This is a genomic window from Noviherbaspirillum aridicola (assembly GCF_019656455.1).
In the GTDB taxonomy this organism is placed as follows: domain Bacteria; phylum Pseudomonadota; class Gammaproteobacteria; order Burkholderiales; family Burkholderiaceae_D; genus Noviherbaspirillum; species Noviherbaspirillum aridicola.
In genome coordinates this window covers 222,491-238,610 of sequence record NZ_BPMK01000003.1, presented here as the reverse complement: position 1 = coordinate 238,610, position 16,120 = coordinate 222,491, and the positions used below count along the sequence as shown (strand labels likewise).

General features: G+C 66.9%; 14 protein-coding genes. All 14 read right to left on the bottom strand.

The genetic code is table 11. The features are described from left to right. Positions 1 to 20: 20 nt before the first annotated feature. Genes ftsA through mraZ form a run of 14 tightly spaced genes read right to left on the bottom strand, consistent with a single transcriptional unit; the run spans position 21 to position 15,932 of the window. Positions 21 to 1,253, bottom strand: a complete 1,233-nt coding sequence (ftsA, locus tag NCCP691_RS04730; RefSeq protein ID WP_220807093.1) for a cell division protein FtsA — start codon at positions 1,251 to 1,253, stop codon at positions 21 to 23. A 2-nt stretch (positions 1,254 to 1,255) separates the two neighbouring features. After that, a complete protein-coding gene (locus NCCP691_RS04725) occupies positions 1,256 to 2,029 on the bottom strand; it encodes a cell division protein FtsQ/DivIB (protein ID WP_220807092.1) in 774 nt (257 codons plus the stop codon). Between the two features lie 18 nt (positions 2,030 to 2,047). Then, the gene (locus tag NCCP691_RS04720; protein WP_220807091.1) at positions 2,048 to 3,034 is read right to left on the bottom strand and encodes a D-alanine--D-alanine ligase; all 987 of its coding nucleotides are present in this window, start codon (positions 3,032 to 3,034) and stop codon (positions 2,048 to 2,050) included. Between the two features lie 11 nt (positions 3,035 to 3,045). Beyond that, positions 3,046 to 4,431: a UDP-N-acetylmuramate--L-alanine ligase gene (gene murC / locus NCCP691_RS04715; RefSeq protein ID WP_220807090.1), complete on the bottom strand. Its 1,386-nt coding sequence runs from the start codon at positions 4,429 to 4,431 to the stop codon at positions 3,046 to 3,048. Next, positions 4,428 to 5,504 carry an undecaprenyldiphospho-muramoylpentapeptide beta-N-acetylglucosaminyltransferase gene (murG, locus tag NCCP691_RS04710; protein WP_220807089.1) on the bottom strand — a complete coding sequence of 359 codons (1,077 nt, stop codon included), beginning with the start codon at positions 5,502 to 5,504 and terminating at the stop codon, positions 4,428 to 4,430. The genes murC and murG overlap by 4 nt, the downstream gene beginning before the upstream one ends. Continuing rightward, positions 5,501 to 6,712, bottom strand: coding sequence for a putative lipid II flippase FtsW (ftsW, locus tag NCCP691_RS04705; protein ID WP_220807088.1), 1,212 nt, complete (start codon positions 6,710 to 6,712; stop codon positions 5,501 to 5,503). Before ftsW ends, murG begins: the two co-directional genes overlap by 4 nt. Next, positions 6,709 to 8,388: a UDP-N-acetylmuramoyl-L-alanine--D-glutamate ligase gene (gene murD, locus NCCP691_RS04700; protein WP_220807194.1), complete on the bottom strand. Its 1,680-nt coding sequence runs from the start codon at positions 8,386 to 8,388 to the stop codon at positions 6,709 to 6,711. The genes ftsW and murD overlap by 4 nt, the downstream gene beginning before the upstream one ends. 20 nt (positions 8,389 to 8,408) lie before the next feature. Continuing rightward, a complete protein-coding gene (gene mraY / locus NCCP691_RS04695; protein WP_220807087.1) occupies positions 8,409 to 9,578 on the bottom strand; it encodes a phospho-N-acetylmuramoyl-pentapeptide-transferase in 1,170 nt (389 codons plus the stop codon). Position 9,579: 1 nt separating this feature from the next. Further along, a complete protein-coding gene (locus NCCP691_RS04690) occupies positions 9,580 to 10,962 on the bottom strand; it encodes a UDP-N-acetylmuramoyl-tripeptide--D-alanyl-D-alanine ligase (RefSeq protein ID WP_220807086.1) in 1,383 nt (460 codons plus the stop codon). Further along, entirely contained in the window at positions 10,962 to 12,470 is a 1,509-nt protein-coding gene (locus NCCP691_RS04685; RefSeq protein WP_220807193.1) for a UDP-N-acetylmuramoyl-L-alanyl-D-glutamate--2,6-diaminopimelate ligase, read from the bottom strand. Before NCCP691_RS04685 ends, NCCP691_RS04690 begins: the two co-directional genes overlap by 1 nt. A 29-nt stretch (positions 12,471 to 12,499) precedes the next feature. Beyond that, positions 12,500 to 14,257, bottom strand: coding sequence for a peptidoglycan D,D-transpeptidase FtsI family protein (locus NCCP691_RS04680; RefSeq protein ID WP_220807085.1), 1,758 nt, complete (start codon positions 14,255 to 14,257; stop codon positions 12,500 to 12,502). After that, positions 14,257 to 14,529 carry a cell division protein FtsL gene (gene ftsL / locus NCCP691_RS04675; RefSeq protein WP_220807084.1) on the bottom strand — a complete coding sequence of 91 codons (273 nt, stop codon included), beginning with the start codon at positions 14,527 to 14,529 and terminating at the stop codon, positions 14,257 to 14,259. The genes NCCP691_RS04680 and ftsL overlap by 1 nt, the downstream gene beginning before the upstream one ends. Next, positions 14,526 to 15,494, bottom strand: a complete 969-nt coding sequence (gene rsmH / locus NCCP691_RS04670) for a 16S rRNA (cytosine(1402)-N(4))-methyltransferase RsmH (protein WP_220807083.1) — start codon at positions 15,492 to 15,494, stop codon at positions 14,526 to 14,528. The genes ftsL and rsmH overlap by 4 nt, the downstream gene beginning before the upstream one ends. A 9-nt stretch (positions 15,495 to 15,503) precedes the next feature. Beyond that, positions 15,504 to 15,932: a division/cell wall cluster transcriptional repressor MraZ gene (gene mraZ, locus NCCP691_RS04665; RefSeq protein ID WP_220807192.1), complete on the bottom strand. Its 429-nt coding sequence runs from the start codon at positions 15,930 to 15,932 to the stop codon at positions 15,504 to 15,506. Positions 15,933 to 16,120 lie beyond the last annotated feature (188 nt).

Genomic DNA, 16,120 nt, shown 5'->3' with positions numbered 1-16,120 from the left:
TGCTTTGCCAAGACCCAGATTTAAAAATTACCCAGAAACCACTCTTTCATGCGTTGCCATACCGCCTTCACCGAGCCATCCTGGCGAGTGACGATATGTCCGCGCATGTACTGCTTCTTTGCTTCAAGCAGCAGGCCGAGCACGGTCGAGTAGCGCGGGCTGCGCACTACGTCGGCCAGCTGGCCGCTGTATTCCGGCACGCCCAGGCGCGCCGGCTTCAGGAAGATGTCCTCGGCCAGTTCGACCATGCCCGGCATCATCGCCGAGCCGCCGGTCAGGACCAGGCCTGAGGACAGCACTTCCTCGTATCCCGACTCGCGCACCACCTGATGCACGAGCGCGAACAATTCTTCCACCCGCGGCTCGATCACGGCCGCGAGTGCCTGGCGCGACAGGCTGCGCGGTCCGCGGTCGCCGAGGCCCGGCACTTCCAGCGACTCGCCCGGGTCGGCCAGCACCTGCTTGGCGACGCCGAAGCGCAGCTTGATCTCCTCGGCCTCCGCAGTGGGCGTGCGCAGCGCCATCGCGATGTCGTTGGTGATCTGGTCGCCGGCGATCGGGATCACCGCGGTGTGGCGGATCGCGCCTTCGGTGAAGATCGCCACGTCGGTGGTGCCGCCGCCTATGTCGATCAGCACCACGCCGAGTTCCTTTTCATCGGGCGTGAGCACGGCGTCGGCGGAAGCCATCGGCTGCAGGATCAGGTCCGACACTTCGAGGCCGCAGCGACGCACGCACTTGACGATGTTCTGCACCGCCGAGACCGCTCCGGTGACGATGTGCACCTTGACCTCGAGGCGGATGCCGCTCATGCCGATCGGCTCGCGCACGTCGTCCTGGTTGTCGACGATGAATTCCTGCGGCACGGTGTGCAGCAGCTGCTGGTCGGTCGGGATGTTGACCGCCTTGGCGGTCTCGATCACGCGCGCGACGTCGGCCGCCGTCACTTCCTTGTCCTTGATCGCCACCATGCCGCTGGAGTTGAAGCTGCGGATATGGCTGCCGGCGATGCCGGTGTAGACGTTCTTGATCTTGCAGTCGGCCATCAGCTCGGCCTCTTCCAGCGCGCGCTGGATGGATTCGACCGTCGCCTCGATGTTGACCACCACGCCCTTCTTGAGGCCCCTGGACTCGTGCTGTCCGAGTCCGATCACCTCGTGCCTCCCGTTGGGCATCACCTCGGCCACCACGGCCACCACCTTGGAGGTGCCGATGTCGAGGCCGACGATCAGGTTTTTTGCGTCTTTTGTCATGTTTATCGTTTGACCTTCTTGCTAACGTTCCCGAGTGCCAGTCCTTGGGCCTTCAGAGCCAGGCCGTTCGGATAACGCATATCCACACTTTCTATCCTGTCCTGCAGCAGCGCCGCCAGCTGCGGCCAGACGCCGACCAGCCGGTCGACCCGGCCCTTGAGCATGTCCGGCCCCTGCTCCCTGCCCAGCTCGACCCGCACGCCGCTGTCGAGCCGCATGCTCCAGCCATAGCGCTCCGACAGGTGCAGCGCGCGCGGCGCGAGGCTGGCGGGACGCAGCCATTCCTCCAGCTGCCGGTAGCGCGCCAGCACTTCCTTCTCGCTGCCCGCCGGGCCGCCGAATTCCGCCAGCTCGGCATCCTCTTCGGCCTCGGCCAGGTTGGCGGTGAAGACATCGCCCTTTTCCGACAGCAGGCGGCCGTCCTCGCCCCAGGTGCCGAGCGGCCGGTGCTCTTCGATGCTGACGATCAGCTGGTTCGGCCATTCGCGCCGCACCGAGGCCTTGCGCACCCACGGCACCGCTTCGAACGCCTGGCGCACGCTGTCCAGGTTGGCGGTGAAGAAGTTGCCGCGGATGCGGGGCACGGCGGTGGTGCGCACCGTCGACGGGCTCACATGCCGCAGCGTCGTGCCTTCCATCGCCTCGATGCGGATCGCCTTGAGCGTGAACATCGGCCGGTTGGCGACCCACCAGAGGCCGGACCCGAGCAGGCTCAGCACCAGCAGACCGAGCAGCGCGCTGGTGGTTGCATTGAGCATTCTCACGTCGTGCCACATGGCTTTTCCCTTTGGTCCTTAAGCCGGCTTCCAGTCCGCGGTCGGACGCAGATCCATGTCCGCCGAACGCAGAATCTCCACGCACAGGTCCTCATAGCTCATGCCGGCGGCGCGGGCCGCCATCGGCACCAGCGAGTGGCCCGTCATGCCCGGGGAGGTATTGATCTCCAGCAGAAAGGGCTCGTTGTCGGCGGCGCGCAGCATGAAGTCCACGCGCGCCCAGCCCGAACTGCCGAGCGCGTTGAAGGCGCGCACCGCCAGCGACTGGATGCGCTTGGTCAGCGCGTCGTCCAGCGGCGCCGGGCACAGGTACTGCGTGTCGTCGCTGAAGTATTTGTGCTCGTAGTCGTAGTTGCCCTGGGGGGCGACGATCTCGACGATGGGCAGCGCACGGGCGCCGCGGCCGGTGCCCAGCACCGGCACCGTCAGCTCGCGGCCGCTGATGAATTCCTCGGCCAGCACCGCCTCGTCGTACTTCGCGCACAGCGCGAAGCCGGGCTGCATGTCGGAATAGCCGACCACCTTGCTGATGCCGATGGTCGAACCTTCATGCGGCGCCTTGAGCATCAGCGGCAGGCCGAGTTCGTCCGGCACCTTGCGCAGTTCTTCCGGCGTCGCCTCCTTCGCGTCGAGCACCAGGAAGCGCGGCGTCGGCAGCCCGTGGCTGAGCCAGATGCGCTTGGTCATGACCTTGTCCATGCCGATGGCCGAAGCCATCACGCCGGACCCGGTATAGGGAATGCCGAGCTGTTCGAGCACGCCCTGCAGCGTGCCGTCCTCGCCGTAGCGGCCGTGCAGCGCGATGAAGACGCGGTCGAATTTTTCCGCCGCCAGTTCGGCGATGCCGCGCAGCGCGGGATCGAACCCGTGCGCGTCCACGCCCTTGCTCTGCAGCGCGGCCAGTACGCCCTGGCCGGACATCAGCGATACCTCGCGCTCGGCGGAACGGCCGCCGTAGAGGACGCCCACCTTGCCGAATTCCTTTTTCAGATCTGTTGCACTCATGTTCTTTCCTGTCAGGCCTGTTGGGCCAGCTTGCCGGGGACGCCGCTGATCGAGCCCGCCCCCATGGTGATGACGACGTCGCCGTCCCTTGCCGCGTCCATGATGGCGGCCGGCATGTCCGCGATGTTTTCCACGAAAATCGGTTCCACCTTGCCCTGCACGCGCAGCGCGTGGGCGAGCGCGCGGCCGTCGGCGGCGACGATGGGCTGCTCGCCGGCGGGATAGACCTCGGCGAGAAGCAGCGCGTCGACGCTCGACAGCACCTTGACGAAATCCTCGAACAGATCTCGGGTGCGGGTATAGCGATGCGGCTGGAAGGCCAGCACCAGCCGGCGGCCGGGGTAGGCGCCGCGGGCGGCGGCGAGCGTGGCCGCGGTCTCGACCGGGTGGTGGCCGTAGTCGTCGACCAGGGTGAACGCGCCGCCGTCGGGCAGCTTGATGTCGCCGTAGCGGGTGAAGCGGCGGCCCACCCCGTTGAATTCGCGCAGCGCCTTGGCGGTGGCGGCGTCGTCGACGCCGACCTCGCGCGCGATCGCGATCGCGGCGCAGGCGTTCTGCACGTTGTGCATGCCGGGCTGGTTCAGGCGCACCGTCAGCGGCGCGTAGCCGTCCTGCAGCACGGTGAACTCCATGTGGCTGTCGACCGCGCGCGCATCGACCGCGCGCACCTGGGCATCGGCATGGAAACCGTAGGTCAGCACCGGCTTGGAGATGAAGGGCATGATCTCGCGCACGCTCGCATCGTCGATGCACAGCATCGCCACGCCGTAGAACGGCAGGCGGTTGGTGAACTCCACGAACGCCTGCTTCAGCTTGGCGAAGCTGTGGTCGTAGGTTTCCATGTGGTCGGCGTCGATGTTGGTGATGACCTCGATCGAGGGCGACAGGTTGAGGAAGGAAGCGTCGGACTCGTCCGCCTCGGCCACGATGAAGTCGCCCGCGCCCAGCTTGGCGTTGGCGCCGGCGCTGTTGAGGCGGCCGCCAATGACGAAGGTGGGATCGAGCCCGCCCTCGGCCAGCACGCTGGCGACCAGGCTGGTGGTGGTGGTCTTGCCGTGGGTGCCCGCGATGGCGATGCCCTGCTTCAGGCGCATCAGTTCGGCCAGCATGATCGCGCGCGGCACGATGGGGATGCGGCGCGCGCGGGCGGCGACCACTTCCGGGTTGTCGTTGCGCACGGCGGTCGAGGTGACGACGGCGTCGGCGTTCTGCACGTTCTCGGACGCATGGCCGAGCGTGACGCGCGCGCCGAGTCCGGCCAGGCGCTGGGTCGCGGCATTGCTGCCGAGGTCGGAGCCGGACACCGTGTAGCCGAGGTTGAGCAGCACCTCGGCGATGCCGCTCATGCCGGCGCCGCCGATGCCGACGAAATGAATGTTCTTGACCTTGTGTTTCATGCGTTTTCCGCCAGTTCTTCCAGTACCCGCGCGATCGCCTCGTTGGCTTCGCGCTTGCCCAGCGCGTAAGCCGCCTCGGCCATCGCCAGGCATTTTTCTCTTGTCAGCGTCTGCAGCAGCTGCGCCATCTGCGGCGGCGACATCTCGCCCTGCGGCAGATGGATCGCCGCGCCCTGCTTCGCCATCCATTGCGCGTTGTCGCGCTGGTGCGAGGTGGTGGACACCGTCAGCGGCACCAGCACGCTGGCCACGCCGGCGGCGGTCAGTTCCGACACCGTGATCGCGCCGGCGCGGCAGATCACCAGGTCCGCTTCCGCATAACGGCGCGGCATGTCATCGATGAAATCCACCACTTCCGCCTGCACGCCGGCGGCAGCATAGCCGGCCCGCAGCGCCTCGATGTTGAGCTTGCCGGACTGGTGGGTGACGACCGGGCGCTGCGCTTCGGGCAGCTGCGCCAGCGCGGCGGGCAGGCACTCGTTGAGCACCCGCGCGCCGAGACTGCCGCCGACCACCAGCACGCGCAGCGGACCGCCGCGGCCGGCATAGCGTTGCGCCGGCGGCGGCAGATCGGTGATTTCCTTGCGCACCGGGTTGCCGGTCACCAGCGCCTTGCCGGCGGCACTGCCGAAGTCGGCCGGAAAGCCGAACAGCACGCGGCGCGCAACCGGCGCCAGTGCCTTGTTCGACAGCAGCAGCGCGGCGTCGGCGTTGACCAGGGCCAGCGGCACGCCGCGCAGCTTCGCCATCAGGCCGCCCGGCACCGTGACATAGCCGCCCATGCCGAGCACCACGGAGGGCTGGCGGCGTCCGATCACGCGCAGGCAGGCGGCGAAGCCGGCGAGCATCTTCAGGCCGCCGGTGAGGGTGTGCTTCAGGCCTTTGCCGCGCAGGCCGGCGAAATCGATCGCATCCATTTCGATGCCGTGCTTCGGCACCAGCTCGCGCTCCATGCCGTGCTGCGTGCCGAGCCAGCTCACCTGCCAGCCCCGGGCCTGCATGGTCCTGGCGATCGCCAGTCCCGGAAAAATGTGGCCGCCGGTGCCGGCCGCCATGATCAGCAGCTTCTTCATATCCGGCCTCCGCGCATCAGTACCCGGTTTTCGTAATCGATCCGCAGCAGGATCGCGAGACCGATGCAGTTGAGGACCACGCCGGAACCGCCGTAGCTCATCAGCGGCAGCGTCAGTCCCTTGGTCGGCAGCAGGCCGAGGTTGACGCCCATGTTGATGAAGGCCTGCACGCCGATCCAGATGCCGATGCCCTTGGCGGCGAGGCCGGCGAAGGTCAGGTCCATCGCGATTGCCTGGCGGCCGATCTCGAACGCGCGCTTGACGATCCAGTAGAACAGCGCGACCACCACCAGCACGCCGGCGAAACCCAGCTCCTCGCCGATCACGGCGAGCAGGAAGTCGGTATGCGCCTCCGGCAGGTAATGCAGCTTTTCCACGCTGCCGCCGAGACCGACGCCGAACAGCTCGCCGCGGCCGAAGGCGATCAGCGAATGCGACAGCTGATAGGCCTTGCCGAGCGCATTGCCTTCTTCCCACGGATTGAGATAGGCGAAGATGCGCTCGCGCCGCCAGGGCGACAGCACGATCACCATGGTGAAGATGCCGACGAGGGTGGCGCCGATGCCGCCGAACCAGATGCCGTTGATGCCGCCGAGGAAGAGGATGCCCATGGCGATGCAGACGATCACGCCGAAGGCGCCGAGATCGGGCTCGAGCAGCAGCAGCAGGCCGACGAAGCCGATCGCCACCGTCATCGGCAAAAAGCCCTTGGTCAGCTTGTGCATGTACTGCTGCTTGCGCACCGTGTAGTCGGCGGCGTACAGCACCACGAACAGCTTCATCATCTCCGACGGCTGCAGATTGAATACCTTCAGCGACAGCCAGCGCCGCGCGCCGTTGACGCCCTTGCCCACGCCGGGCACCAGCACCAGCACCAGCAGCACCATGGTGCCGACGAACAGGTAGGGCGCCCACTTCTGCCAGGTCTCGACGCGCACGCGGAAGGCGAGCAGGCCGCCGATCAGCGCGATGGCGACGAAGCTCGCCTGGCGGACCAGGAAGTGGTGGTTCTTGTAGTTGGCGTACTTGGGCGAATCGGGCAACGCGATCGACGCCGAATACACCATCACCATGCCGAACAGCATGAGCAGCACCGTGACCCAGACCAGCGGCTGGTCGTATTCCATCATCCGCGAGCGCTGGCCGGCGCCGGTCGTCGTGCGGGGCGCCGGGGTGGAAGAGCCGAAGGACGGCAGCGCGAACTTCATGCGATCACCTCGCCACGGGCAAGCGCCACTTCACGCACGGCTTCGACGAAAACCTCGGCGCGGTGCTTGTAGTTGCGGAACATGTCGAGGCTGGCGCAGGCGGGCGACAGCAGCACGGCGTCGCCCGGCTGCGCGAGTTCGGCCGCCTTCTGCACCGCCGCTTCCAGCGTCGCGCAATCCTGCACCTCAAGCCCGTCCTGCGGCAGCACGGCGCGGATGGCCTCCGCATCCTTGCCGATCAGGAGCACCGCGCGCGCGTATTTCGCGACCGGCTCCGCCAGCGGCGAAAAATCCTGTCCCTTGCCGTCGCCGCCCGCGATCAGCAGCAGGCGCCCGGCCATGCCGTGGCCGAGGCCGTTGAGCGCGGCCACGGTGGCGCCGACATTGGTGCCCTTGCTGTCGTCGTAGTAATCGACGCCGCCGATGCAGGCGACCGGTTCCACCCGGTGCGGCTCGCCCCGGTAGTCGCGCAGGCCGTGCAGCAGCGGCGCCAGCGGCAGGCCGATGGCGCGGCACAGCGCGAGCGCGGCCAGCGCGTTGGCGGCGTTATGGCGGCCGCGGATCTTGAGCGCATCGGCCGGCATCAGGCGGGTCACGCTGACTTCGATATCCTCCGCGCTGTCCTTGCGCCGGCGGCGCCTGACGCCTTCTTCGGCGCCCACCGCCAGCGACAGCCACTGCATGCCGTTGTCATCGACCAGGCCGAAGCAGTCGGGCTGTTCCGGCTCGTCGCCGCCGAAGCTGACGGTGGTGGCCAGCGGGGAGGCCATGCGCATCACCACCGGGTCGTCGCGGTTGAGCACGCGCACCGTGTGCGCGCCGAAAATCCTTGCCTTGTCCGCCGCATAAGCCTGCATGTCGCCATGCCAGTCCAGGTGGTCCTGGGTGACATTGAGCACGGTGGCGACGTCGGCCTGCAGGCTGCGGGTCGCATGCAGCTGGAAGCTGGACAGCTCCAGCACCCAGACCTGCGGCAGGCTGTCGCCGGCCAGTACCTCGCGCAGCACATCGAGCGCGGCCGGGCTGATGTTGCCCGCCACCTGCACCGTGAGTCCGGCGCGGCGGCACAGCAGGCCGGTCAGGCTGGTGACCGTGGTCTTGCCGTTGGTGCCGGTGATCGCGATGACCTTGGGCTGGTAAGCGCGCGATGCGCGCAGCGCCGCCAGCGCCTGGGCGAAGAGTTCGATCTCGCTGCACAGCGGGATCCTGCGTTCGGCGGCCGCCGGCTCGATCTCGGCCAGCTCGCGCGCGGGCGCGAGGCCCGGGCTGAGCGCGACGAAATCCACGCCGTCCAGCAGCGATGCCGAGAACGGCCCGGCGATGAATTCGAGCTCGGCCACGGCCGCGCGCAGCTCGGGCAGACGCTCCGGCTCGGCGCGGGTGTCGGCCACGCGCAGCACGGCGCCGCGCTCGGCCAGCCAGCGCGCCATGGCCAGGCCGGACTCGCCGAGTCCGAGCACCAATGCCCGCTTGCCCGCATAACCAAGGCATTCATCGAAGGACGGTGCGGGGGCGGCTTCCTCCGCCACCACCGTGTCCGCCGATGCCCCGGCCATCGCCTGCGCGGGCGCATCGGCATCTTCGGCGGCCGGCGCCGTCGCGTCCGCGCGCGGGAGCGGCTGCGCGCCGTTCTGCGCCAGCTCCTGCGGATCGCGGTCCGCGTCGTCGTCGATCATGTTTTGCACGCCGTTTTCCATCACCGCAGCTTCAGGGTTGAGAGTCCGAACAGCACCAGCATCATCGTGATGATCCAGAAGCGCACGACCACCTTGGTTTCCTTCCAGCCCTTCTGTTCGAAGTGGTGGTGCAGCGGCGCCATCAGCAGGATGCGGCGGCCGACGCCGAAGCGCTTCTTGGTGTACTTGAAGTAGCCGACCTGCAGCATCACCGACAGGGTCTCGACCACGAAGATGCCGCCCATGATGAAGAGCACGATCTCCTGGCGCACGATGACGGCGATGGTGCCGAGCGCGCCGCCGAGCGCGAGCGCGCCGACGTCGCCCATGAAGACCTGCGCCGGATAGGCGTTGAACCAGAGGAAGGCCAGCCCTGCCCCCGCCAGCGCGCCGCAGAAGATCAGCAGCTCGCCCGCGCCCGGGATGTAGGGGATGAACAGGTATTTCGAATACACCGCACTGCCGGTCAGATAGGCGATCAGGCCGAGCGCCGAGCCGACCATCACGGTCGGCATGATGGCCAGGCCGTCGAGGCCGTCGGTGAGGTTGACCGCGTTGCTGGTGCCGACGATGACGAAATAGGTCAGCGCGATGAAGCCCCAGACGCCGAGCGGATAGCTGATGGTCTTGAAGAACGGGACGATCAGGTCGGCCTTCGGCGGCAGATCGAGGTTGAAGCCCGAACGGACCCACTCCATGAAGAGCTGCAGCACTTCGGTATTGGTCGGTGCCGAGACCGAGAACGCGAGATAGATCGCGGCCACGATACCGATCAGCGACTGCCAGAAATACTTCTCGCGCGAGCGCATGCCTTCCGGGTCCTTGTAGACCACCTTGCGGTAGTCATCCACCCAGCCGATCGCGCCGTAGCCGAGGGTCACGACCAGCACCACCCAGACGAAGCGGTTGGAAAAGTCGGACCACAGCACGGTCGAGATGCCGATCGCCAGCAGCACCAGGGCGCCGCCCATGGTCGGCGTGCCGGACTTGACGAGGTGGGTCTGCGGGCCGTCGGTGCGCACCGCCTGCCCGACCTTCATGCGGGTCAGCATGCGAATCATCGACGGACCGGCGATGAGACCGATCACGAGCGCGGTCAGCGTGGCGAACACGGCGCGGAAAGTAATGAAGTTGAAGACCCGAAGCGGTCCGAGTTCTTGTTGAAAATATTGCGCCAGCCAAAGCAGCATGTCAGTGGGATCCCTGTCCTTTGTCTTGTGGATTGACGAGGCAAGCGACTACCCGCTCCATCTTCATGAAGCGCGAGCCCTTTACCAGCGCCGTCGTACCGGCGGCAATCATTGCCTCGGCTGCGCGGTTGATCGAATCGATATCGCCGAAATGCTGCGCCCCCGCCCCGAATGCGCCGCTCGCATGCGCGGCCAGCTCGCCCAGGGTCAGCAGATGCTCGATGCCGCGGTCGCGCGCATAGCGCCCGACCTCGTCATGAAACTGCGGCCCCTGGTCGCCGACCTCGCCCATGTCGCCCAGCACCAGCACGCGCGGCGCGCCGGCATTGGCCAGCACGTCGATCGCGGCCCGCACCGAGTCGGGGTTGGCATTGTAGGTATCGTCGATCACCAGCGCGCCACTCCTGGCCGTCTTGCGCTGCAGCCGGCCGTTGACCGGAGCGAATGCCTCCAGCCCGCGCACCACCGCGTCCACCGGAACGCCGATGGCAAGCGTGCAAGCTGTTGCAGCAAGAGCATTGCGGACGTTGTGTTCGCCCGCGGCCGAGAGTGTTACCTGGAAATGTTTCCCGCCGGCAGTTATGGACAGGTCGCTGCCGAAATCGTTCACCCTGAATGTGGCACTGACGTCCGCATCGGGCGTCAGGCCGAATGTCATAGTTTTACGTTGTCCCGCATAGCCCCGCCACAGCGGCGCGTAGACGTCGTCCGCGGGGAAAACCGCGACGCCGTCGGCGCCGAGGCCCCGGATCACGCTGCCGTTTTCCTCGGCCACCGCTTCCACCGTGGCCATGAATTCCTGATGCTCGCGTTGTGCATTGTTCACCAGCCCGACCACCGGTTGCGCGATGGCGGTGATCGCCGCGATCTCGCCGGGATGGTTCATGCCGAGCTCGATCACCGCCGCCTCGTAGCCGTCGTGCAGGCGGAACACCGTCAGCGGCACACCGATGTCGTTGTTGAGATTGCCGCGCGTGGCCATCACCTTGTCGGCGCCGAAGGCGGCGGCGAGGATGGCGGCGATCATTTCCTTGACCGTGGTCTTGCCGTTGCTGCCGGTGACGCCGATGACGGGCAGGCGGAACTGGGCGCGCCAGAAAGCGGCGATTTCGCCGAGCGCGATGCGGGTGTCGGGCACGACCAGCGCCGGCACCGTCAATCCCGCCGGTACGCGCTCCACCACCACGGCGGCGACGCCGCGCGCGGCGACGTCCGTCAGAAAGTCATGCGCATCGAAGCGCTCGCCGCGCAGCGCGACGAACAGGTTGCCGGGGCCGGCTTGGCGGCTGTCGGTGGACACGCCGTCGAAGGCAACCTCGCCGCCCGCGCCTTCGACGCGCGACTGTTTCACAAAAGGCTGGATCGCCGCCAGTGACGATTTCATCAGGACGCTCCTTTCATCGTTGCCCTCGCGGCCAGCGCCAGCGCCGCATGATCCGCGTCGAGGAACGGCAGCTTCTTGCCCTTGATTTCCTGATAAGGCTCATGCCCCTTGCCGGCCAGCAGAACCACGTCGTTCTTGCCCGCGTGGCGCCCGGCCCAGAGAATCGCGGAGGCGCGATCCTCGATGACCTGCAGCGCCGACGCCTGCTTCAGCCGGCTGCGATCGATGCCCGCGACGATCTGGTCCAGGATGACCGAGGGCTCTTCGCTGCGCGGGTTGTCGCTGGTGACGACCACATGGTCAGCCGCCTGCGCCGCCGCGCCCATCTGGGGCCGCTTGCCCGGGTCGCGGTCGCCGCCGCAGCCGAACACGCACCAGAGTTCGCCGCCGCGCTGCTGCGCGACCTGGCGCAGCGTGGCAAGCGTCTTTTCCAGCGCGTCCGGCGTATGCGCGTAATCAATCACCATCAGCGGCGCATCCTGTCCGCCGAGCTGCTGCATGCGGCCGGGCACCGGCGTGAGGCTTTCGACGGCGTCGACAGCCGTCTTCAGATCGATGCCCTTCGCCAGCAGCACGCCGAGCACCGCCAGCACATTGCTGACATTGAACTGGCCGATCAGCTGCGTCCTGACCTGAACGCTGCCGGCCGGTGCGTCGAGCCGGAACACGGTGCCGCCGTGGCTGCTGCGGATGTCGCTGGCACGCAGCAGGCTCACGCCCTGCTCCGCCGCCGCATTGCCGGTCGTATAGGCGGTCAGCGGCAGCGCCGGGCGCGTCGCGCGCAGATGCGCGAGCAGCCGCTGCCCCATGGCGTCGTCGAGGTTGACCACCGCGTGCCCTAGACCCGGCCAGTCGAACAGCCTGCGCTTGGCCGCTTCATAGGCGTCCATGCCGCCGTGGTAGTCGAGGTGGTCGCGGGTGAAATTGGTGAAGACGGCCACATCGAAATGCATGCCGTTGAGCCGTCCCTGGTCGAGGCCGATGGACGAGGCTTCGATCGCGAGCGCCTGCGCGCCCTGGTCGCGCAGCTGCGCGAGCCGGCGCTGCAGGATGACCGCGTCGGGCGTGGTGTAGCCGGTGCTGTCCAGCCCCTGGCTGTCGCCGGCACGGAACAGGCCGGCGCCGAGCGTGCCGATCACAGCGGTCGGCTGGCCGAGCCGCGACAGCGCGCGGCCGAGCCACTGTGAACAGGAAGTCTTGCCGTTGGTGCCGGTCACCGCGACCGAATACATCGCGGCATCGGGATGACGATAGTGTTCGGCGGCGATCGGACCGGCCAGCTGCTTGAGCCCGGCCACCGCCAGCGACGGCACGGTCCAGCCGGCGTCCCAGGTGAAATCGTCGGCTTCGTACACCACCGCGCGCGCGCCGCGGGCGATCGCCTGCGAGATGTAGTGGCGGCCATCGGCGGCATCGCCCGGATAGGCGAGGAACACGTCGCCGGCGCCGATGGTGCGCGAATCCGACGACAGCTGGGCGGCAGGCGCCGCCGCCTGCATCCAGCGCATCACATCGGGGAGTGAGGAGGTCGCGGCGTTCACAAGCTCTCCTTCGGGCTGTCGGCGGGGACGATGATGTCGGTCACGGCGGAGTCCGGCGGCACGTTGAGCGCGCGCAGCGCGTTCTGCACCACCGCGGCGAAGATCGGCGCCGCCACCTGGCCACCATAGTGCGCCCCATTCGAGGGTTCGTCCACCATCACCGCGACGATGATGCGCGGGTCGGAGACCGGCGCGAAGCCGACGAAACCGGAGACATACTTGTTCGCGTACTGGCCGCCGACCAGCTTGTGCGCGGTGCCGGTCTTGCCGGCCACGCGGTAGCCGGGGACCTGGGCCTTCGGCGCGGTGCCGGTCGGTCCGGCCGCCAGTTCCAGCATTATGCGCACGTCGCGCGCGGTTTTCGCGGAAATCACACGGCGCGCGATCGGCTGGTCGGTCGACTTGTGGAAAGTGATCGGAATCATTTCCCCGTCGCGCGCGAAGATCATGTACGAATGCGCCATCTGGATCAGCGAGGTCGAGATGCCGTGGCCGTAGCTCATCGTCGCCTGCTCGATCGGCTTCCAGGAGTTCGGCGGACGCACGCGGCCGGCCACCGCACCGGGGAAACCGAGCTTGGGCGCCTGGCCGAATCCGACTTCGGTGAACAGGTCCCACATCTGCTGCGGCTGCATCTGCAGCGCCAGCTTGGCGGTGCCGACGTTGGACGACTTTTCCAGCACCTCGGACACTGTCAGCAAGCCATGCGCGTGGGCGTCGCCGATGGTGGCGCGGCCGATGGTCAGCTTGCCGGGCGCGGTCTGGATCATGGTGCCCGGCGTGGCGAGCTTGTTTTCCAGTGCCAGCGCGATGGTGAACGGCTTCATCACCGAACCCGGCTCGAAGGTGTCCGTCAGCACGCGGTTGCGCAGCTGGGCGCCGGTCAGGCGGCCGCGCTCGTTCGGGTTGTAGGTCGGCAGGTTGGCCAGCGCCAGCACCTCGCCGGTCTTCGCATCCAGCACCACGATGCCGCCCGCCTTTGCCTTGTGCTGCTCGACGCCTTCCTTCAGGTGCGAGAACGCGATGTACTGGATCTTGCGGTCGATCGACAGCTCGAGGTCCTTGCCGTCGTGCGGCATGCGCACCGACTCGATGTCTTCGACGATGCGGCCGAGGCGGTCCTTGATCACGCGGCGGCTGCCGGTGGTGCCGGCCAGCGTCTTCTGGAACGCCAGCTCCATGCCTTCCTGGCCGGCGTCCTCGACGTTGGTGAAGCCGACGATGTGGGCCATCACCTCGCCCTCGGGGTAATAGCGCTTGTATTCCTTGCGGGTCTCGATGCCGGCGATGCCGAGCTTGAGGATCTTGTCGACCGTCTCCTGCTCCACCTGCCGCTTCAGGTAGACGAAGGTGCGGTCGGAGTCGAGCTTCTTGGCGAGATCGCGCTCGCTCATGTCGAGCAGCTTCGCCAGCTCGCGCAGCTTTTCCGGCGGCGCCTCGGCGACATCCTCGGGAATCGCCCACACCGCCCTGACCGGCAGCGAAGACGCCAGCACCTGGCCGTTGCGGTCGGTGATCTTGCCGCGGGTGGCGGGCAGTTCCAGCGTGCGGGCATAGCGCGACGCGCCCTGCTTCTGCAGGAATTCCGTCGACAGGCCCTGCAGCCAGAGCGCACGGCCGGCGAGCGCGGCGAACGCGGCGAACATCACGAACAGGACCACGCGCGAGCGCCAGACGGGCAGCTTGAGCGCGAGCACCGGGCTGGCGCTGAACTGCACGCCCTTGCCGGCAGCGGTACGGGAGGCGCCGCGCATTACCTGCCTCCCTTATTGATGTACTGGGTGCGTGCGGGCGTCACCGGCATCATGCCGAGATCGCGGCGCGCGTTGGCTTCGATGCGGGCATGCTTTGCCAGCGTCGACTGATCCAGCTGCAACTGCGACCATTCGATCTCGAGCTGGCGCGCCGCCGCCTGGGCGCGCTCCAGCTCGATGAACAGGCGGCGCGCCTGGTACTGGGAATTGACCAGCGACAGTGCGCACAGCACCAGCAATACCGTGAGAATGAGATTGATGCGGCCGCTCATGGCTTGCTCGACAGGGAAACGGAGGTGCGCTCGGCTACGCGCATGATGGCGGAGCGGGCGCGGGGGTTGGCGGAGACTTCGGCTGCGGACGGCTTCATTTTTGCCAGCAGCTTCAGGACCGGCTGCGGCAGGTCGGCGGCGCGGATCGGCAGGCGGCGGTCGGGCTGCGGCGCATTGGCTCTGGAAGCCATGAAGCGCTTGACGATGCGATCTTCCAGTGAATGAAAGCTGATCACAGCCAGTCTCCCCTGAGGGCCGAGTTTTTCCAGTGCCGCCTCGAGTGCTACTTCGAGTTCTTCAAGCTCTTTATTGATGTAAATCCGGATAGCCTGAAATGTGCGAGTGGCCGGGTCCTTGCCCTTCTCGCGGGTTTTGACGGCGTGTGCCACGATCTCGGCAAGCTGTCGTGTGCTTGAAATTGGGCCGACTGCCCGGCGAGCAACAATCGCCTTTGCAATCTGAAAAGCAAACCGTTCTTCCCCATAATCCCGTATCACCTTTCCTATCGTCTGCTCCGACTCGGTCGCGAGCCACTCCGCCGCCGACATCCCGCGCGTCGTATCCATGCGCATGTCGAGCGGCCCATCCAGCCGAAAACTGAATCCCCGCGCGGCGTCGTCCACCTGCGGCGACGAAATCCCGAGGTCCAGCAAAATGCCGTCGACCTGCTGCACGCCGCGCGCCGCCAGCGCCTCGCCGAGCGTGGCGAAACTGTCATGCACGATCGCGAAACGCGGATCCGCGATCTGCTGCGCGGTGGCAATCGCCAGCGGATCCTTGTCGAACGCGATCAGCCTGCCTTTCGGGCCGAGCCTGTCCAGGATCAGCCGGCTGTGCCCGCCGCGCCCGAAGGTGCCGTCGACGAACACGCCGTCGGCGCGCGCGCCGTCGATCGCCAGCGCTTCGACCGCCTCCTGCAACAGCACCGTCCGGTGCTGCAATCCGGGCACCGCTTGTGGATTCATCACGGCCCGTCAGAAGGAAAAATCGTTCAACACGTCAGGCATGCCATTGGCAACCGCCTGCGCTTCGTTTTCGGCAAGCTTCTCGGCATCCCAGATCTCGAAATGGCTGCCCATGCCGAGCAGCATGACGTCGCGCGTCAGGCCGACGGCCGAGCGCAGTTCGGGCGCAATCAGGATGCGGCCCGCGGTATCCATTTCGACATCGGATGCATTGCCAAGGAAGATGCGCTGCCAGGCGCGGGCCGACATCGGCCATGCGGCGATCTGTTCGCGGTGGTTTTCCCAGACAGGACGAGGAAAGAAGAGCAGACAACCGTGGGGGTGCTTGGTCAGGGTGACGCGGCCTTCACACTGGACGGTCAGGGCGTCGCGGTGCTTGGCGGGGATCGTCATCCGCCCTTTCGCATCGAGACTCAGTGCTGAAGCGCCCTGAAACACCCTGATTACCCTCGTGGTTGTCGTTTTTGATGGTTTTGGTGAAACGCGATTGTCGTGCGGCCAGGCCTTTTTGCCCCACAAAAATACACTTTTTCACACTTCCGCCCACTTTAGAGGATGCTTTATTTGCGGTCAAGTAATATCAGGAAAGAGAAATGCTATTTTTCCTAATGGACTCAAGGACTTAG